The following is a 19,065-nucleotide window of genomic DNA, read 5'->3' as shown; positions in this document are numbered from 1 at the left end:
GTGTGAATTCGGTTAATCGGGTTGCTTAACCCAACTAAGATCAAAACCCATTTCGGTAGCTTGGGCAATACGCCGATCAAATGAACCCAGTTCCGTGCAGCTCATCGACCAGAGTGCGCTGCAACGTGTTCCTGTGCGACAGAAAGCAAAAATAGGTTTAGGGGCGTGTACAAAGAACTGACTAAACTGCTTCCCCTGATCCTGAGTAATATTTCCGGAAATAACCGGTAAGTGAAAATAGGTCATACCATGTTCTTTAGCCAGTCGTTCAATTTCTCTATTCAAGGGCTGATTATTTTCTTCTCCGTCTGGACGGTTATTGATGATCGACTTAAACCCCATTGATGCCAGACGTGGTATGTCACTGGGAAAAATTTGTGGTGAAACGGTAATTGATTCCGTTAAATAGATTGGTGTCAGCATAACAGCAACTCCGTTTCAGACTTTATTCAATGGTATTTTCAGATAGTGCACACCATTATCTTCTTCCGGTGGTAACTCTCCGGCACGCATATTGACCTGAACCGAAGGTAAAATCAGGGTTGGCATATTCAGTGTGGAATCACGTGCTCTGCGCATCTCAACAAATTGCTGCTCAGAAATATTCTGTTTGACGTGAATATTGTATAGGCGCTCCTCACCAATCGTAGTTTCAAACAGATACTCTTCGCGATTTGGTGTTTTGTAGTCATGGCACATAAAGACACGCGTTTCATCAGGCAGAGCGAATAATTTCTGAATTGAGCGATAGAGGGTTGCTGCATCTCCTCCGGGGAAATCGCAACGGGCGGTGCCGTAATCGGGCATAAATAAGGTGTCGCCAACAAATACGCAGTTACCAATCACATAAGCCATACAGGCAGGAGTGTGGCCCGGAGTATGAATTGCGTGTGCTTCAATACTACCAAGAGTAAAAGTCTCTTGATCGGCAAACAAATGATCAAACTGACTGCCATCCATCGCGAAATCACTACCGGCATTAAATAGCTTGCCGAATGTATCTTGTACCACAGTGATTTTGTCACCAATACCCAGTTCGCCCCCAAGTTTCTGCTTGATATAGGGGGCTGCGCTGAGATGATCAGCATGAATATGAGTTTCAAGAATCCACTCAACCTTTAAGCCACTTTTCGTTACAAACTCAATCAGCTTATCTGCTGTTTCGTATGAAGTCCTGCCTGAAGCGGGGTCGTAGTCTAGTACCGAATCGATAACGGCACATTGCTGGCTGTTTGGATCTACGACTACATAGCTGTAGGTAAAGGTTTTCGGATCGAAAAATTCGTAAACGCCGGGAGTCATATTTCCTCCTTGATTCCATAAAAGATGATTAACGTCACGTGGGCCGGATAGCTCCTGTTTACATAGCAACAGGCATGGTTTGCGGATTACAGTTTTTTTACTGAAGTACCAGTCAACCTAGTTATAACCTTGAACTTTAAGTACTTCGGCTTCTTGAGCGGTTGCTGGTGGTGGAACAATCACTTCATTGCCTGGGATCCAGCTTTCTGGAGTTGCACATACGTTTGCATCGCTAGTTTGTAGCGCTTCAACTAGACGTAGAATTTCTGCTACTGAACGGCCATTACTCATTGGGTAGTAAAGCATTGCGCGTAGCACGCCTTCAGGGGCGATAACCAAAGTGGCATGAACCGCAGAAGTATTACTCGCACCTGGCTGAACCATGCCGTAAGCACCAGCAATTTTCATATTTAGGTCAGCAATAATCGGGAAGTTAATTTCAACACCGAAGTTATCTTTAACGCTACGAGCCCATGCGATGTGCGCATGAACACCATCGATAGACAGCCCCATCAGTTCACAATTAAGCGCTGTAAAATCTGCACTTGCCTGAGCAAACGCCATAAATTCAGTGGTATATACCGGGGTAAAGTCTGCCGGATGAGAGAAAAGAACCAACCATTTACCTTTGTAGTCTTCCAGGCTAAGCGTACCCTGGGTGGTTTTTGCGGTGAAAGGCGGAGCTGCTTCATTTAGACCTGGCATCGCAGCTACAGTTGTCTGTTCAGTCATATAGCGTTTTTCCCACTTGCATCAGAATTTTATCAATAAGATTTTTCTAATGGATATACTATAATAGCATTCGCTACTAAGTACAAATAGAAATTCTCAATTAGTCCGAGAGGGTATAGCGATTAGGGAAGTGGGGATTCAGATAATAAACATCGGAACAAAAGTGCGTTAAACAGCTCGGCTTCAAACCAAGAACTACGGCTCCGGAGTTACCATAGGGAAGCATAAGAAGGATTATTTGCAGCCTAAAGCTGACTTGGCTAAAATTACTGTAATTTTATCCAGTAATACTGTCCAGTGACAGTCAAAGGACGCAGTGGATGATCCTCTATATCGCCGAAAAGCCCAGCCTTGGGCGCGCCATCGCCGAGGTGCTCCCTAAACCCCATCGCAAACATGAGGGCTATATCGAGCTTGGCAACGGTGATTGTGTTTCCTGGTGTATCGGTCATCTGCTGGAGCAAGCTGAGCCGGATGCTTACGATCCCGCCTACAAGTCCTGGCAGTTGGAACATCTGCCTATTGTCCCGTCCGATTGGCAGGTTAAACCCAAAGCCAGCAGTCGCGGCCAACTCAGTGTCTTGCGTAAATTGGTCAAGCAGGCCAGTGAATTGGTCAATGCCGGCGATCCGGACCGGGAAGGGCAGTTGTTGGTAGATGAAGTGATTGCCCATCTTGGGGTCAAGAGCGATAAGCTGGCGGCGGTCAAACGCTTGTTGATAAGCGACCTCAACCCGCAAGCGGTAAAACGCGCCTTGGGGCAGATGCGCAGTAACCGCGAGTTTGTGCCGTTGTCGACTTCGGCACTGGCGCGCAGTCGAGCCGATTGGCTCTACGGCATGAATATGACCCGTGCCTATACCTTGCAGGGGCGCAAGGTGGGCTATCAGGGCGTGCTGTCGGTCGGTCGGGTGCAAACTCCTGTGCTTGGTTTGGTTGTCCGGCGCGATCTGGAAATCGCTGCCTTTGTGCCCAAACCCTTTTATGAAGTACTGGCCCATCTTAGCACCCAAGAGGGGAGCTGTTTCAGCGCTCGCTGGCAGCCCAGTGAGGCTTGTCAACCTTGGATGGACGAGGAGGGGCGAGTGCTTTCGCGCGGTTTGGCGATGAATGTGGTCGGCAGGATCACCGGTCAACCCGGCCGGGTTGATGAGCTGGAGCGCAGGCAAAGACACCAGGCACCGCCTTTGCTCTATAGTCTGTCAGCGCTACAGATTGATTGCGCCAAACGTTTTGGTATGAGCGCCAAAGAGGTGCTGGATACGGCGCAGTCTCTGTATGAACGGCATAAATTGATCACTTATCCGCGCTCCGATAGCCGCCACCTGCCCAAGGCGCAGTTACAGCTGGCCCCGGCAGTCTTGAATGCCATTACCCAAGGGGCAGCAGAGCTGTTGCAAGGCTGTGAAGCGCCTAATCCCGCCCTTAAGTCCAAGGCCTGGAACGATGCCAAGGTAGACGCCCATCACGCGATAGTGCCTACGGAAAAGACGGCTAACCTTGGTGTTTTATCACAGCGTGAGCGTCAGGTGTATTTGCAGATCGCCCGTCAGTATTTGGCGCAGTTTTACCCTAATTATGAGTACCTTGAAACCCGCGTTGTGATCGACATTGTTGGAGGTTGTTTCGTGGCCAAGGCCAAACAACCATTAAAACAGGGGTGGAAACAGTTGTTTGGCAAACAAAAAGCCGACGATGAAGCGGAAGATATTCAAACCAGCTTACCTGAGTTGACTCAGGGGCAGGTGCTGGATTGCCTCAAGGGTGAACTAGTGGAAAAGATGACCCAGGCGCCCAAGCATTTTACCGACGCCACACTGCTGGCGGCGATGACAGGAATAAGCCGCTATGTGAAAGACACTGAGATCCGCAAAATTCTCAAGGAAACCGATGGTCTGGGGACAGAAGCGACCCGCGCCGGGATCATTGAACTCTTGTTTAAACGTGGCTTTTTGAAACGTCAGGGCAAGAGTATTCTGGCAACTGAGGCCGGCAGCGGGCTTATTCAAAGCCTGCCTGAAGTGGCCACCACGCCGGATATGACGGCGCTGTGGGAAAGTAGCCTGGATGCGATTTGTCGCCGTGAACTTAAATATCAGGCCTTTATGCAGCCCTTGACGGCTAAATTGGGTGAGCTTATTGAGCAGGCCAAGGCACAACTGCCTACGGCCTTGAGTGGCGTGAAAAGTACAGGCTTTAAAGGACGTAAACGTCGCAGTGGCGCTTATGCTGCTAAGGCTGGTGCCTCCAAGGGCACAAGCACCAAAAAGAGCACTGGCAACAAGACGGGCAGCGGCAAGCGCAACTATCGCTCAGCGACCAAGAGCAAAACCAAAGCCCAGTTCGCAACTTCTTGAGGACGGGCGGTTATTTCAATCGTCGGTATTGGTTGGACAGGGCATGGTACTCGTATCCTTGCGCACTGAGCTTATGCTCGAGCAGGGTAGGCGACAGGTCAAGCTCGTAATAAAGTGCATCTCTATCCGGGCAGCGGAGTCTTAGTTTCTCATTGACTATGCCCAACAGTATTTCGGCGGGCAGATGTTGCAGGCTTTCCATATTCCCTCCAAGTGTCAGCTATTGACTGCCCCATAATGCAATAGTGTTGGCTTGGGTTGCAAATCTTGGCTGAATATATTTAAAGTTTTACAAAATCAATATCTTAATAAAGTAATTTTATTTTCTGTTCAAGGCGGTTTTATTGATCATTTTTATCGGTTCCTGTTACATCAAGCATTCGCGATCACTTTAACCAATCTTAACTTAAGTGTTTAAAAATCAATCTGTTAATCTTTGTTGTCAAGGTGATTGATTCAGCCCTTGTCGATACGCATGCATCCCTTTTGCTGCAGAAACAGTTCGCTTGTTACAACGATATTTAATTCTTCCCACGGCATTTAACGCTTTCCAATCACGATATTTCACGGTTTGTCGATCCAGCGCAGGAAACCAGGGGCTGGAATTGGCTTTTTTACAGCTGGCACGCAAACTGCAGCCCTCGAGTAACACATAGAAATATGTCTAATAAATCAGCGTATTAAACGCGTTTTACTTATAAAAGGGTAATGAATATGAACAAGAAGATCCTGGCACTTGTGATCCCGGCTATGCTGGCGAGTGGCGCTTCTCAAGCTGTAGAACTGTATAAAGATCAGACCAATAGTGTAAACATGATAGGTTGGCTGGGTTTTGCCGCCTTTAATGATGGTCATGAAACATCTGTTATCGATAATTTCTCTCGCGTAGGTTTCCGTTTTGATCGCCAGGAACGCAACGGCTGGCGCGCCTTTGCCCACACTGAGTGGGGCATTAACATGGTGACCAGTGATGACGGCCTGATCTACACCCAAGGCCAGGGCGGTGGTCAGATGCGTGCCGAGAAGAACAGTGACTTCTTGTTCAACCGCTTGGGTTATGTGGGTATGGCTCACGACAAGTGGGGTACTCTGACTTTCGGTAAGCAGTGGGGGGCATACTATGATGTGGCTTATACCACAGATATCCTGGATGCCTTCACTGGCTGGTCTGTAGGTGCATACACCTTTGGTGACGGCGGCCTGACAGGTGCTGGTCGTGCAGATGCTGCCTTCCAGTATCGCAACACCTTCTTCGGCAAGCTGCATATCGCCCTTCAGTATGCTTCCAAGCAAAATGACGACGTTGCCTTGTTTGACGAAAACGGCGCGGCGCTAAATGATGGCTCTGAGCTGAGCTTTGACTCCAGCTATGGTGCCAGCGTGACTTACTATGTAACCGATAAGTTCAAGGTATTGGCCGGTTTCAACCGTGGTGACTTTGAAGGCAACCTGGCCGGTGTCGCCGTTGATGATACTAACCAGATCGTCGGTATCGGTGCCCAGTACGGCAGCTTCTACCAGTATGCTCCAGGCCGCGAAGCAGATGGTCTGTACGTTGGCTTCAACGCTCACAAGAGTAAGCAAAACGAACTGGTTGGTGGCAACTTGTACGATTCTACCGGTGGTGAATTCATCGTCGCTTACCAGTATGACAACGGCTTTGTTCCTTCATTCCTGCTGAGCTATCAGGATCTGGATACTGATGCCAACACCGCCATCCAAGGTGACTGGACCCGCCAATTTGCAGTTCTGGGTCTGCACTACCGTTACAGCCGTGACACTGTGATGTATGCCGAAGCCAAGATTGACTTCAGCAGCATGGATGACAAGTCCTGGGAAGATCTGCAGGACAACAACTATGCGGTAGGTATCCGTTACTTCTTCTAAGGGGCTCCCTGTATTTCCCTGCATAGGCCACCTTAGGGTGGCCTTTTTTTACTTTATTCAATAGCTTATCCATTGCATTGGACAAGGGAAACTAGATGCCATCAAGGACATGAGTCCAGGGTGTGAAGGAAACACTGATTGAACAAGGAAAAGATGAAACTCAATAGTAAAATAATCGGGTTGGCCGTTACTTTGCTTGGCGGTTTTGGCATGGCTGATGCCGGCGCATCGACTCAAATAGAAGCCGGTTATTTGGGGTTTACGAGTGCCACCCGTGACGATAATCCCGGGGCTTTCAACCAAAGCTTTGTGGCGCTCAGTCATTTCAGTCGTGACGAGCGCAATACTTTTTATCAGATGCTCAAGGTGGAAAACCCCGGTAAATGGGTGGCGGATAAACGGGTCGCCTTCAAGTCATTGACGGTTTGGCATTATCGGCTCAACGAAGAGCGTACCGCACTGTGGTTGCAAAACTTTCTCGGCACCCATAAGCATCTGACCGAGGATAATTTTTATCTCGGCTTGAAGCAGCATTTTGACTGCGGTGCGCTGCGTTTCAACCTGGGGTTGGCGGGGCACTATACTGTGAGTCAGTCCAATCTGACCGATAAAGATTACTCAGGGTTATCCGGCGTAGTGTTCAATGGCAACAGTTATTACGATTTGCCCGTGTTCCCCAAAGGTTGGAAACTAAACTTGGATTACACCGCCGCTTTGGGGCGTGACCACGAGCATGCGGCTGTTTTTGGTTATGACGACGATTATGGTCATCAATTGTTTGCCGCTGTTTCAGGCCCATTGGCACAAGACTTGAGTCTCAAGCTGCAACTGACACACTACAAGAGTTGGGGCACTGCACCCAACGATGGCCTGGAGTACAGCTTCTCGCTGCGCTACGCTTTTTAACGCCACGGGTATATGCGGTTTTAAGCCTGTCGATGCAATAAGATGCAACAGCCAGACCCGGCAGCAAGGCGCAATAAAAAGGCCGAAAGTGATGACTGTCGGCCTTTTATGTTATTTTTCCCCGCCGGAATGAGCTTGCTCCTGTCCAGAGTCGTTTGCTATGTCCTGTTTCTAAACGATCCCCAGTTTTTTCATCTTGCTGCGTAGAGTATTGGGGTTGATATCCAACAGCTCGGCCGCACCGCCGGGGCCGTAGAGCTTGCCGCCGGTTACTTTAAGGGCGTGCTCTATGTATTTACGGGTCATGGTTTCCAGCGGTACCAGTTGATTGCCCGCATGGCTGGGGTCGACCACTATGGTCTGGCCGCTGGCAGTGGCCACGGCTTCGGTTTGCGGCGCCAGGAAACTGAAGTCCAGTGGTCCGGCCGGGTTTTGAATGATGGCCCGCTCCAGCACATTAATCAGCTCCCTGACATTGCCGGGCCAATTGTACTGACTGAGAATTGCCAACTGCTCAGGGCGGATACAGGGTAGTTTGAGTAACTGGAATCGGGCGCTCAGCTGTTCAATAAAATGTTGCACCAACAGAGGGATATCTGTACGCCGCTGGCGTAAAGAGGGGATGTCTATCGGGAATACCGCCAGCCGATACCAGAGATCCTCACGAAAATCCCCCTGATGCACCATGGCTTGCAGGTGCCTGTGGGTTGCCGCTATCACTCTGATGTTCAGGTGTACCTGTTCATGGCCACCGACCCGGGTAATGGTGCTGTTTTGCAGTACCCGCAGCAGTCTCACCTGAGCCGAGAGTGGCAGTTCACCAATCTCATCGAGGAAGATGGTGCCGCCGTTGGCCTGTTCAAAATAACCGGCCTTGCGCGATTCGGCGCCGGTAAAGGCGCCTTTCTCATAACCGAACAGCTCTGAGTCGATAAGGGTCTCGGGAATGGCGCCGCAGTTGACTTTGACAAAGGGTTTGCCGGCCCTGGCCGAGAGTTCATGAATGGCGTTGGCAATCACCTCTTTTCCGCAACCGGTTTCCCCCAGCATCAGTACCGTGGTGTTGAGATGAGCGATGGATTGCACTTGTTGCATCACCTGTTTCAGCCCCGAGTTGGCACCGACCACACCGTTTTGCACATCCAGCGTGCGTTTGAGGCTAACGTTTTGTTTGGCCAGCGCCTGATTTTCCAGCAGCAGATTACGACCTCTGAGGTTGAGGGCTGTGATCAGGGCAAAGGTACTCATCTGTGGCGCCAACATATCTGCGTGTCGGGGGCGGAAGGAGCCGGCACTCTTGGAATAAAAGCCTACTATGCCCAAATGGGTATCTTCCATCGACATACGTAAAATGATCAGTGAGCGGATGCCGGGGATCACCTTAGGGGCAACCTGGGATGTCACGGGATCATGATCAATGTCGTTAACAATCCTCACCCTGGGTCTATCGGGATCTTCCAGCGTTTTGGCCAGTCCCTCAGGGAGGGAAACCTGGACATCAAGCGTGCTTGCCTGCGTTTCGTTGGCCTGGGCGATAAACTGTATGTCGTTGAATTCTTTTCGATAAATGTTAATGAATAGGCCGTCGAGAGGCACTGAGTCACGTACATAGTCGAAGTAGTGTTTAAGCGAGGTTTCCAACTGCAGGCTACTGCAGAGCCGCCTGGTACACTCGTAATAAAAGTGTTTTTCCATTGATATTTCAAATAAACCGCGAAGTTTCGTGATTGTAGATCTTTATATTTCGTGATTCTGTGGCCGTAATCATAAATCTCCCCCTGAGCACCTCTTTTTGGTTAGTTGGCATGGCCAGTGCAACTGGTTGACTGAAGTTCTTTCCCTGCATGAAAGGAAAATAAGTACATGACAGAAAAACAGAAAATAGACAGTAGTCGTCGTCAGTTGCTCAAAGGCGGCGCCGCTTTGGCAGTGACCGGGGTGGGGATGGCTGTCAGCAATGGTGCCATGGCCCAGTGTCGCGAACAGGCGCCGGAATCCTTTGATGAACTGGTAGACGTATTGGTGGTCGGCAGTGGCTTTGCCGGTATGGCAGCGGCCCTGCAGGCCCGTGAAGCCGGCGTCAGCGTAATGGTTATCGATAAGATGCCGGTTTTTGGCGGCAACTCAACCATTAATGGTGGTGCCATGGCGGTTGCCGGTTCTCCGTTGCAAAAGCAGGCAGGTATTGAAGATTCAGTTGATGCCATGGTGGCCGACATGTTGCGAGCAGGTCGTGGCATGAATGATGTTGAGATGCTCAAGCTGGTATGTAACGGCACGGCGGAATCATGCCAGTGGCTGATTGACTACGGCGTCAAGTGGAAGCCTTTCGTACAGCATTTCGGTGGTCACAGTGTGCAGCGAGTACTGCAGACAGTTGAAAGCTCCGGTGCCGGTATCATACGTCCGCTGGTCAAGGCGGCCCGCGCCAAAGGCGTGATCATGAAAAATCAAACCAAGCTCGAATCTTTTATCCGAGATGACGAAGGCCGCGTGATCGGGGTCGAGGTTCGTGAAGGTTATTATTTCCCACGGGAGCGGACAGGTAAGATACGCACCATAGGTGCCCGCAAAGGGGTGATCATGGCGACCGGTGGCTTTGGCCGGGATATTGAATATCGCATGATGCAGCTGCCTGAGCTGAACAATGATCTGGACTCAACCAACCATCCGGGTGCGACATCTGAAGCACTGAAGCAGATGATGCTTCTGGGGGCCAACCCTATCCATCTGGATCAAATTCAACTGGGCCCATGGGCATCACCTGATGAGAAAGGTTTTGGAACTGCATCCCAGTTCAATACCATCGCCACTTATCCTCACGGCATAGTGGTGGATGTGCGCACCGGTGAGCGTTTCTTCAATGAGCTGGCCGATCGTAAGGCGCGTGCCGATGCCATCATGACCCGCAGAGATGAGCACAACAACCCTGTGTACCCCATTGGCTTTACCAATGCCGAAGGCGCCAAGAATGCCCAAACTCTGGATTGGGGCATCAAGTATAAGGTGATCACCAAGGCTGACACCCTGGATGAGCTGGCCAAGGCTTATGGTATGCCGGCCGACAAGCTCAAGGCGCAGGTGGCCCGTTGGAACGAAGCGGTCAAGAGCGGTGATGACAAAGAGTTTGGTCGTCCAATGCAGGAAGCCATAGTCCTGGACAAGGGCCCATGGTACGCAGTGCGTATGTGGCCAAAAGTTCACTACTGCATGGGTGGTGTCAAGGTTAATACCAATTCTGAAGTCCTGCATCTGGTCAGTAACCAGCCGATTGCAGGCCTGTATGCGGCCGGCGAATCCACCGGCGGTATTCACGGTGCCAGCCGCCTCGGTGCCTGTGCTGTGGCTGAAGGTATTGTCACCGGCCGTAATGCCGGCCGTAATTGTGCCGCTGCCAAGCCGGTAGCACTGAAGCAAGCGTAACAAATTCAATAACAAGGAGTAAGATGATGAACAAATCTCTAATGCTGGCGTCGCTGACGCTGGGCCTGATGTCAGGCAGTGCTCTGGCAATGGAACAAGTGGTTCTGGATGGCAAGCACATGACTCAGGAACAAGCCTGGGCCATTGCCGATGGCGCCAAAGTCAAAGTAGCCTCTCAGGCACGTACCAAACTGGTTAAGGCGCACGAGTTGTTGATGGAAGCTGCGCGTCTGGGTAAGCCGGTTTATGGTCTGACTGTAGGTGTGGGCCTGAACAAAGACCACAAGCTGTTTGATGCCAATGGTAAGCTGAGTGCTGCCGTTATGGATGCTTCCCGTAGCTTCAACTACAGCACGCTGCGCGCTCACAGCGCCGGTGTCGGTGAGCCTATGCCTGTGCGTCTGACCCGTGTTGCTCTGGCTGTGCGTCTCAATACCATTCTGGCCGGTCAAACCGGGGTTCAGCCTGTGGTTGCCGACCTTTACGAAGCTTACTTGAACAAGGGCATCACTCCAGTTATCCCTTCACAGGGTACTGTGGGTGAAGCCGACATTCTGTTGGCCTCTCACGTCGGTCTGGCGATGATTGGTGAGTGGGAAGTGTTCTACAAGGGCAAGCGTGTTAGTAGCCGTGAAGCCATGGCCGATGCCGGTGTTCCTCTGCTGGAGCCTATGGGTAAAGATGCTCTGTCCATCCTGTCCAACAACGCGGTGGCTGTAGCCTATGCGATGAAGGGCTATCAGGATGCCAAGCACTTGCTGGAAGTGTCCCCAACCGTATTCGGTCTGAGCCTTGAAGGTTTGAACGGTAACGTGGCACCTTTCCTGCCACAAACCAATGATATTCGTCCTTTCCCTTATATTCAGGCAACTACCAAGGATATTCTGGCGCAGCTGGATGGAAGCTATCTGTGGCAACTGAATGATGAGCGTCCGCTGCAGGATCCTCTTAGCTACCGTACCACAGCCTACACACTGGCCAGCGCCAAGAAAGCTCTGGTGGATCTGGGCGAAGTGATCGATATTCAGATCAACCACTCAGACGATAACCCTGCCGTGGTACTGGGTGCTTCCAAGGACTACAGCCAGTTCCCTCAAGTAGCCAAGTACATGGTTGAAGGCAAGGGCGGTGTGTTCCCAACCACCAACTTCGAGCCACTACCTGTTGCCCTGGCGGTACAGAACCTGAGCACGGCCCTGACTCACGTATCTCATAACAGCGTGATGCGTACTATCCACCTGTCTGATGCCCACTTTACCCGTCTGAGCCGCTTCCTGGCCGGTCCGGAAAACAATGGTCATGCTTTCGGTGCTATCCAGAAAGCCTTCGTTGACATGCAGGTGCGTAACAAGCAACTGGCTAGCCCGGTTTCATTCGATGGTGTTCAGATTGCCGGTAATATCGAAGACACTTTCACCAACCTGAAACTGGCTTCTGACAATCTGGTCCAGATTGTTGACAACACCAACACCATCTATGGTCTGGAGCTGCTGCACTCTACTCAAGCTATCGATCTGCGCAAGATGCACGATAAGAGCTTGAAACAGGGTAAAGCCACAGGCGCTATGTATGAAGCTTATCGTCAAAAAGTGCCTTTCGTAAGCAAGGATCGCCCTTTCACTCCTGATATTCAGGCGTCACACGACTTTATTGCCAACTACTGATAGAAGAGCGGGGCAGGCAACTGCCCCGCAACAGGAAGCCCAAGATGTTGAAGATGATATCCACTGTTCTTGTAGCCTGCGCCTTGTTGCTGCCTGGAGCGGCCAACGCCATGAAGATCAAGGACTACCACAAAGAAATCATGACGACTGAAAATGGTCGTATTGATTGCGCCGCCTGCCATGGTGATGCCAAGCGCAAGACCATTCCCGATGCGACAGCCTGTGAAGCCTGCCACGGTACTCCTGAAGATGTTGCCAAGCAGACAGCACGTCCGGCCAACGCCGGTCATGATGTTGAACCCAACCCCCATGACAGTTTGCACTATGGCACGGACTTGCCATGTACTTACTGCCATCAGGAGCACAAAGAGAGCAAGGTTTATTGCAATCAGTGCCATGAGTTCACCTATCCAGCAATGAAGCGCTAAGTCGGCGGTTCGAGTCTCCCTGTATTTTTTGGATTGGACCCAGTCCGTTTTTTCCACCGCAGCTTAGGCTGCGGTTTTTTTTGGGGGATAAAAAAGGCCTGCCAAAAGGGCAGGCCGGGACGATACTAAAACAAGTGTTTAAGCAAAGCGTCAATGGATGTGGAACCAAGTTCAGTGTGCGCTTTTTAAATTAACCCAAGCTGAATTCATCTGAGTGCCTGGCCGCGATTGAGCGCAATCAGCTTATCGAGGATCCGCTCACCATCCATGCGTATGCCATTGTGCTCATACTCAGAGGTCATCCAATACTTGAGGTTGCCCACTTTGGTGGCGGTTTCCAGGCTGTAGGCTTGCTCGACATACATATCTTCGCTGTAGATGGCTGCGGCGACAGGTACACGGTTATTGGCGAGAATGTTCGAGTCATAGAGTGAAGGCCAATCGGCTTTGGCGGCCAGCAATTCGGCGCAGGCTTTCAGCGGCTTGAGGTTGGCAAACTGTTCGAACATCCAGGGGTAAATCATTTCACCGCTGAAGAGTAGCTCTTTGGCGTCCGGGGCAAAAGCCGGATATTCGGCCCGCACCCTGTGGGCGGCCCAGTTTGCCGCTTGCTGTTGGCAGTAGATGGACTCGTGCATGATGGCAAACAGCGGGTTGGTATTGTAATCCAGCATTTGGCAGAACTGCCCCTCAAACAAGGGATTGAGCGCCTTGCCGCTTGGGGTATCTATTAAGGCTTGCTCCAGCAAATAGTAGACGGCCTCTGGCCCCTGCTCCATGCCTAAGTTAACCCCCAAAAGTTGCAGCATTTCCTGGGTCAGCCGCTCTCCTGTAGCCAGGCGCGCATCATGGTTATTGATAAAGTCTCTGAGCTCGGCCAGCAAGGCTTTGGCATCCTTGAAACGGGCAAAGAAATCCTGGTTTTTGGCCAGCAGGCGTTGATAAGTTGCCCGGTAAACTTCGGCTGCGGGGCGCTCAAGGGAAGGGATACCGCCGGTAATAAAGGCTTCCTTGAGCCCTTGCGGTGCGGCGCTCAGGTATCTGAGTACGCAAAAGCCACCGAAACTCTGACCGAGAATGCTCCAGGGAGTATCAGGGCTCAGTTGTGCCCGAATCGCCTCGGCATCGCGGATGATATTGTCGGCGCGAAAATGGCTCAGGTGCTCAGCCTGCTCGTCAGGCGTCATGCCGTCCAGTGTCTTGAAGCTGAGCGGGCTTGAAAGACCTGTACCGCGCTGATCCAGTAAGAGTACCCTATACTCCTTGAGTGCTCTTTTAATCCAGCCGCCATTGGCAAGGGGGCGGGCGGCACCAAAGCCTGGGCCACCTTGAAAAAACACCAAGAGTGGCAAGGTCGCGGCGTTATCCTGGGTGCCGATAAGCTCCCGGGCAAAAATTTGCAGTTGTTCCCTGGTGGGATGCTGATAATCCAGTGGCAGAGAGAAGAAGTGTTTGCGGCTCAGGATGCCAGCAAGACGGCTGTCTGTTATCATGTAGGGCCTTGGGCTTGACGGTGGATGGCTCAAAATTGTATACAAAAATCCCTGCGCTGCAAACCGGCGCCAGAAAAGTTGCCTATCTGGCGCTTTCCTGCCCGGGATCAATTTTTCTGTTGCCGGGTTGATGGATCATGCTCCGAGACGATCTATCGATCATGGAACGATAACAGCCTGCGAGTGTGTGTAATGAAATACCAGATCATCCCAGTGACCCCTTTCCAGCAGAACTGCAGCCTCATCTGGTGTGAGAAGAGTGGCAAAGCCGCTGTGATAGATCCAGGTGGTAACCATGAGCGCATCATGGATGCCCTGGCGCAGCACGGCCTGCAGTTGCAATATATTCTTTTGACTCACGGACACATAGATCATGTTGGTGCCGCCAAGGCTTTGGCCACCGAGTGTGACGTGCAGATTATTGGCCCGCATATCGACGATAAATTCTGGCTGGAGAACCTGCCACGCCAAAGCCAGAACTTTGGTTTCCCGGCCTGCACCGCCTTCGAGGCTGACCGCTATCTCGAAGATGGTGCAGAGGTTATCCTGGGAGAGCAGGCATTGCAGGTTTTTCACTGTCCGGGGCATACCCCAGGGCATGTGATTTTCTTTGACCGCGAAGAGAACCTGGCCTGGGTGGGAGATGTCCTTTTCCGTGGCTCTATAGGCCGTACTGACTTTCCCGGCTCCAACTATCAGCAGCTGATTGACTCCATTCGTTACAAACTCTGGCCTTTGGGCGAGCAGGTCAATTTCATTCCCGGCCACGGCCCTATGTCGAGCTTTGGTGAAGAAAGGCGTAATAACCCCTTTGTTGCCGATCAGCTATTGGCCGATTGAGGCTATCCCTGTTGTAACTGACCCGGGCATGCCCGGGTTTTTATTTGGCTAAAATTCACTCCGTTATTGTTTTTTTACTACCAAATGTTTGCAAAGTGAGCCAGATCTCGGCATTAATAAGCCCTTTTTTGGTGTAGATCCGGTTTTTGTTATCAAAAACGGGGTAATTTAACCAATGTTTACATTTTGGGGAGATACTCCTATGCAACAGCGTTGGCATGCAGCAATATCTGCCGGTCTCTTGGCCACTGTTTGGTGTGGGGTTGCCGACACCTTTGGGCTGATCACCTGGATAGGGTTTCTGGGGTGCAGTACTTTCTTTGCTCAAGGACGCAGTGGGTTCGCCGGTTTGCTTCAGGCCTGGTGCACCAATACATCGGGAGTATTCTGGGCCTGGCTTATCATCAGCGGCAGCAGCTTCTTTGTCTCGCCGGTATTTGGCTGGATCTTCACCGGTATAGCCACCAGTGCCATGTGCCTGCAGGCCTGCTTCGGTAAACTTAACTTTATTCCTGGTGCCTTTATTGGTTGTTGCATCACCTTTGCCATGTCGGCGGATATTGCGGCTATTATGCCGCCGCTGCTGATTGGCGCCGTATTCGGTTATGCCATGAGTCGTTTGACCGATCTCATGGGCTATTGCCAAACCAGCCGCAGTCGTGAAACTCAAACAAAACCTCTGCCGGTCGAAAGGGTGGTGGAGTAATAGATTATACTGCCAGGATCCTGTCCCGGCTTTTAGCTTCGCGCTGAGGAGCACTGATGAAGCAGATCCAGTTTAGAAAAGTTGATGCCATGCTGATTAAGTTCAGTCTCAACGGTAAATTCTGGCTTGTGTGTTCGCTGGTTACCGCAATAACTGCCGCTATCGCACTGGCCAACTGGTGGCAGTTGGATGCCAGTGTAACCCAGGGCGCTGAGGCGCGTTTACAAGCCAAAGCCGAGACCCTGCTCCAGCTGGCGCCCAAGCAGGGGCGCGATCTTTGGTTACAGCAGCAAGGTCTTAGCCGCAATGAACCGCGCGCCGAGGTAAAAGTTATGCTCAGTAGCCGAGATGGTAACTACTGGCTCGGTGACAGCTTAACACTGCAGGAGCAAGAGATGCTCAGTCGGGCAAACTGGTTGCTGCTGTGGGCTTTTGTCGGGCTGTTGCCACTGTTTCAACTCAGCTATTGGATCTCTACCTCTCTTGGCGGCGGACTATGGGATATGTATATGGCGATCAAACGCTTGGCTGACGGCGATTTGAGCTTCAGGCTCAATTTCTTTGGCACAGATGATTTTAGCCTGATAGCCCGCGAGATTGACCGCTGCGCCGATAACATGAGCGAAATGGTCACCGCCATCAGCAGCAATGCCGAAACCTTGTCGATGGCGGCTTCCGAATTTGCCGAGCAAGCCGCCGCCGGTGATGAGATGGGCAAAATTCAGTGGCAGTTTCTCGATACTGTGGCCACGGCGATGGAGCAGATGAGCAATGCCATTACCGAAGTGTCCCACAACGCCGCCGAAACCTCTTCCCAGACCCGGGACAACGCCTCTCAGATGGGCTTGGGCGCCAGACATATAGCAGAAACAGTTGCCAGTATAGGTGAGTTGTCGAGCCGGATTGCCGAGGCTTTCTCTTCGGTATCGCAACTGTCGCGGGATGCCACCGAGATTGGTGCCGTGGTGACCACTATTGATGGTATTTCCGAGCAGACCAATCTGCTGGCGCTCAATGCCGCCATCGAGGCCGCCAGAGCCGGTGAACAGGGGCGCGGCTTTGCCGTGGTTGCCGATGAGGTGCGGACCCTGGCGGGGCGAACCCAGGAAGCGACAGTGGAAATTCAACGTATGATAGAGGGGTTGCAGGCGGGCAGCCGTAATTTGTCTCAGTTGACCGAGGCGATAGTGTCGCAGGCCGACGAAAGCCGCCAGGCGATCATTCAGGTGGGGACGGATGTTGAGGGGATGCGTGGCTCAGTGGATGCGGTATTTGATCGCAGCAGCCAAATCGCTGCCTCGGCCGAAGAGCAAAGCGTGTCAGCCCGGGAGATCAGCTCGCAGCTTGGCGATATCCGCAGCCACTCGGAGCAGATGCGCCAGGCCAGCGAAAGGGCGATAGAGCTGAGCCAAAAACTGGCCCAGGCTTCTGCCTCTCTGACCCGGCTGTTGGCACAGTATAAAACCAGTTGAACGGCTAGCATAAAAAACGCCGGCATCATCAGATGTCGGCGTTTTGCGTTATAGCGGTTCCTGAGCTTTGTTTTTACTTCAGGCGTGCCGCTTGCTGTGGTAAGCGTCCTGAGCGTCATCAGCGCTCACAACAATGTCAGCGAAAACAGCTCCAGATAGGCGCGTGATCCGAGGGCTTGTCGATGCCGCGAAGTGCGTAATCCACATCGGCCTCACTCAAGCGGCTTGCCAGCGACTCGGTTGCCAGGATCACATCGATACGCAGGCCGCGGTTATCATCAAAGCCACGGCTACGATAATCAAACCAGGAGTAGCGTTCGCTGCGCTGCGGATGCAACTGGCGGAAGGTATCCACAAAGCCCCAATTCAGCAGGGTTTGCAACCATTCACGCTCTTCCGGCTGGAAGCTGCATTTACCCGTCTTCAGCCAACGTTTGGCATTGGCGTCGCCGATGCCGATATCCAGATCCAGCGGCGAGATATTGATATCCCCTATGATGGCAATATCCTGATCCGGGCTGAATGAGTTTTGCAGATACTGCATCAGGTCGGCGTAAAACTTACGCTTGGCCGGGTACTTGGTCTCGTGATTGATATTCTCCCCCTGGGGGAAGTAACCGTTGATCACTGTCAGCACCCGGCCGTTGTCCTGGATGAACTTTCCGGCGATAAGCCGGCGCTGGGCATCTTCATCGTCGGTGGGAAAGCCTTTTTGAACCTCAATGGGGGCTTGTTTGGATAACAGAGCCACACCATAGTGGGCCTTGCCACCGTGGAAATGTACCTGATAACCCATAGCTTCCACTTCGGCCAGCGGGAAGGCTTCGTCGTGCACCTTGGTTTCCTGCAGCCCTATGATGTCCGGTTGGTGGCTGTCTATCAACTGTTGCAGCTGATGCAGACGGGCTCTCAATCCGTTGATGTTGAAGGAAACGATTTTCATCAGGGCAGCACTCGTTTGAAGGGTTTAACGATAACACTCAGATAAACGCCGGCGGCAACATAAGGATCGGCATTGGCCCAGGCCTGGGCGGCTTCCAGCGATTCAAACTCGGCCACTACCAAAGAGCCGCTGAATCCGGCGTCCCCCGGGTTTTCACTGTCCACGGCGGGATGTGGACCGGCCAGCATCAATCGTCCTTCATCGGCCAGCAGTTGCAGGCGCTGTAGATGGGCCGGACGAGCGGCAAGACGTTTTTCCAGGCTGTTTTCAACATCTTGGGATGAGATCATATACCACATTATTTGAGTTCCTTGCGTTGCTCTTCGGGGATGTGTTTAAAGAGATAAACCACGGTTGCTATGGTGTTCAGCAGCGTCACTGCGGTCAAGCCAAAGACCTTGAAGTTTACCCAGGTTTCCTGACTCAGACTGAAGGCGACATAGATATTGATAAGGCCGCAGACAATAAAGAAACTGACCCAGTACCAAGTGACTTGGGCCCATATCTTGTCGGCAACCTTGAGTTCCTGCCCCAGCATGCCCTTGAGCACAGGCTTATTCAGCAATTGGCTGACACCCAGACCCAAGGCGAACAAGGCATAGACTATGGTGACTTTCCATTTGATAAAGGTATCGTCGTGAAACACCAAGGTTAGGGTACCGAATACGGCCACCATGGCAAAGGTGATGAGATGCATTTTCTCAAGCTTGCGGTACAGCAGGTAGGTCACCACGAGTTGCAGCGCCGTTGCGGCTATCAGGGCGCCACTGGCGACGTAGATATCGTAAAACTTATAAACGGCAAAGAAGATGACCAGCGGCAGGAAATCCAGCAGTTGTTTCATAGTAATCAGGCTGAGTGAAAATTGCCTGTGAGTGTAGCACGGCGGGCTTTGAGGGATAAACCTCTTCG

General features: G+C 51.7%; 18 protein-coding genes. 9 read left to right on the top strand and 9 right to left on the bottom strand.

Annotated elements, in window-relative coordinates:
- Positions 1-12: 12 nt before the first annotated feature.
- The 3 genes from CX651_RS11595 to CX651_RS11585 form a co-directional block, all read right to left on the bottom strand.
- Entirely contained in the window at positions 13-423 is a 411-nt protein-coding gene (locus CX651_RS11595) for a TIGR01244 family sulfur transferase (RefSeq protein WP_101056160.1), read from the bottom strand.
- 15 nt (positions 424-438) lie between these two features.
- Entirely contained in the window at positions 439-1,302 is an 864-nt protein-coding gene (locus CX651_RS11590; RefSeq protein WP_101056158.1) for an MBL fold metallo-hydrolase, read from the bottom strand.
- A gap of 117 nt (positions 1,303-1,419) precedes the next feature.
- Positions 1,420-2,034: a peroxiredoxin gene (locus tag CX651_RS11585; protein ID WP_101056155.1), complete on the bottom strand. Its 615-nt coding sequence runs from the start codon at positions 2,032-2,034 to the stop codon at positions 1,420-1,422.
- 320 nt (positions 2,035-2,354) lie between these two features.
- Here CX651_RS11585 and CX651_RS11580 point away from each other — a divergent pair, with 320 nt between their 5' ends.
- Positions 2,355-4,391, top strand: coding sequence for a DNA topoisomerase III (locus CX651_RS11580; protein ID WP_101056154.1), 2,037 nt, complete (start codon positions 2,355-2,357; stop codon positions 4,389-4,391).
- Between the two features lie 10 nt (positions 4,392-4,401).
- On the opposite strand, the gene CX651_RS11575 is transcribed toward CX651_RS11580, so the two are convergent.
- Entirely contained in the window at positions 4,402-4,593 is a 192-nt protein-coding gene (locus CX651_RS11575) for a DUF4250 domain-containing protein (RefSeq protein WP_101056152.1), read from the bottom strand.
- Between the two features lie 512 nt (positions 4,594-5,105).
- Between CX651_RS11575 and CX651_RS11570 the strand changes: the two genes are divergently transcribed.
- Positions 5,106-6,278: a porin gene (locus CX651_RS11570; protein WP_071475950.1), complete on the top strand. Its 1,173-nt coding sequence runs from the start codon at positions 5,106-5,108 to the stop codon at positions 6,276-6,278.
- A gap of 153 nt (positions 6,279-6,431) precedes the next feature.
- A complete protein-coding gene (locus CX651_RS11565) occupies positions 6,432-7,184 on the top strand; it encodes an outer membrane protein OmpK (RefSeq protein ID WP_146225991.1) in 753 nt (250 codons plus the stop codon).
- Between the two features lie 171 nt (positions 7,185-7,355).
- On the opposite strand, the gene CX651_RS11560 is transcribed toward CX651_RS11565, so the two are convergent.
- On the bottom strand, positions 7,356-8,879 hold the full coding sequence (locus CX651_RS11560) for a sigma-54-dependent Fis family transcriptional regulator (RefSeq protein ID WP_101056148.1): 1,524 nt from the start codon (positions 8,877-8,879) through the stop codon (positions 7,356-7,358).
- A 168-nt stretch (positions 8,880-9,047) separates the two neighbouring features.
- On the opposite strand from CX651_RS11560, the gene CX651_RS11555 reads away from it, so the two are divergent.
- Genes CX651_RS11555 through CX651_RS11545 form a run of 3 tightly spaced genes read left to right on the top strand, consistent with a single transcriptional unit; the run spans position 9,048 to position 12,699 of the window.
- On the top strand, positions 9,048-10,607 hold the full coding sequence (locus tag CX651_RS11555) for a flavocytochrome c (RefSeq protein WP_039032793.1): 1,560 nt from the start codon (positions 9,048-9,050) through the stop codon (positions 10,605-10,607).
- A 26-nt stretch (positions 10,608-10,633) separates the two neighbouring features.
- Positions 10,634-12,271, top strand: a complete 1,638-nt coding sequence (locus CX651_RS11550; protein WP_101056146.1) for an HAL/PAL/TAL family ammonia-lyase — start codon at positions 10,634-10,636, stop codon at positions 12,269-12,271.
- Positions 12,272-12,315: 44 nt separating this feature from the next.
- Complete coding sequence (locus CX651_RS11545; RefSeq protein WP_101056144.1) at positions 12,316-12,699, top strand: cytochrome c3 family protein; 384 nt, start codon at positions 12,316-12,318, stop codon at positions 12,697-12,699.
- Between the two features lie 206 nt (positions 12,700-12,905).
- Here the strand turns inward: CX651_RS11545 and CX651_RS11540 are convergent, their stop codons facing one another.
- Positions 12,906-14,192 carry an alpha/beta fold hydrolase gene (locus CX651_RS11540; protein ID WP_101056142.1) on the bottom strand — a complete coding sequence of 429 codons (1,287 nt, stop codon included), beginning with the start codon at positions 14,190-14,192 and terminating at the stop codon, positions 12,906-12,908.
- Between the two features lie 192 nt (positions 14,193-14,384).
- Between CX651_RS11540 and CX651_RS11535 the strand changes: the two genes are divergently transcribed.
- The 3 genes from CX651_RS11535 (at position 14,385) to CX651_RS11525 (ending at position 17,210) form a co-directional block, all read left to right on the top strand.
- Entirely contained in the window at positions 14,385-15,032 is a 648-nt protein-coding gene (locus tag CX651_RS11535) for an MBL fold metallo-hydrolase (RefSeq protein WP_101056141.1), read from the top strand.
- A gap of 202 nt (positions 15,033-15,234) precedes the next feature.
- Positions 15,235-15,738, top strand: coding sequence for a DUF1097 domain-containing protein (locus CX651_RS11530; RefSeq protein ID WP_101056139.1), 504 nt, complete (start codon positions 15,235-15,237; stop codon positions 15,736-15,738).
- Positions 15,739-15,794: 56 nt separating this feature from the next.
- Positions 15,795-17,210 carry a methyl-accepting chemotaxis protein gene (locus CX651_RS11525; protein ID WP_101056137.1) on the top strand — a complete coding sequence of 472 codons (1,416 nt, stop codon included), beginning with the start codon at positions 15,795-15,797 and terminating at the stop codon, positions 17,208-17,210.
- 136 nt (positions 17,211-17,346) lie between these two features.
- Here the strand turns inward: CX651_RS11525 and xthA are convergent, their stop codons facing one another.
- The 3 genes from xthA to CX651_RS11510 are packed head-to-tail and all read right to left on the bottom strand — an operon-like array spanning position 17,347 to position 18,997.
- Positions 17,347-18,153, bottom strand: coding sequence for an exodeoxyribonuclease III (xthA, locus tag CX651_RS11520; protein WP_101056135.1), 807 nt, complete (start codon positions 18,151-18,153; stop codon positions 17,347-17,349).
- Positions 18,153-18,452 carry a YciI family protein gene (locus CX651_RS11515; protein WP_025011774.1) on the bottom strand — a complete coding sequence of 100 codons (300 nt, stop codon included), beginning with the start codon at positions 18,450-18,452 and terminating at the stop codon, positions 18,153-18,155. The genes xthA and CX651_RS11515 overlap by 1 nt, the downstream gene beginning before the upstream one ends.
- A complete protein-coding gene (locus CX651_RS11510) occupies positions 18,452-18,997 on the bottom strand; it encodes a septation protein A (protein WP_101056134.1) in 546 nt (181 codons plus the stop codon). Before CX651_RS11510 ends, CX651_RS11515 begins: the two co-directional genes overlap by 1 nt.
- Between the last annotated feature and the right edge of the window lie 68 nt (positions 18,998-19,065).

The sequence above is a fragment of the Shewanella chilikensis genome (assembly GCF_002836945.1).
GTDB classification, from domain to species: domain Bacteria; phylum Pseudomonadota; class Gammaproteobacteria; order Enterobacterales; family Shewanellaceae; genus Shewanella; species Shewanella chilikensis.
This window is presented reverse-complemented; position numbering and strand designations above follow the sequence as displayed.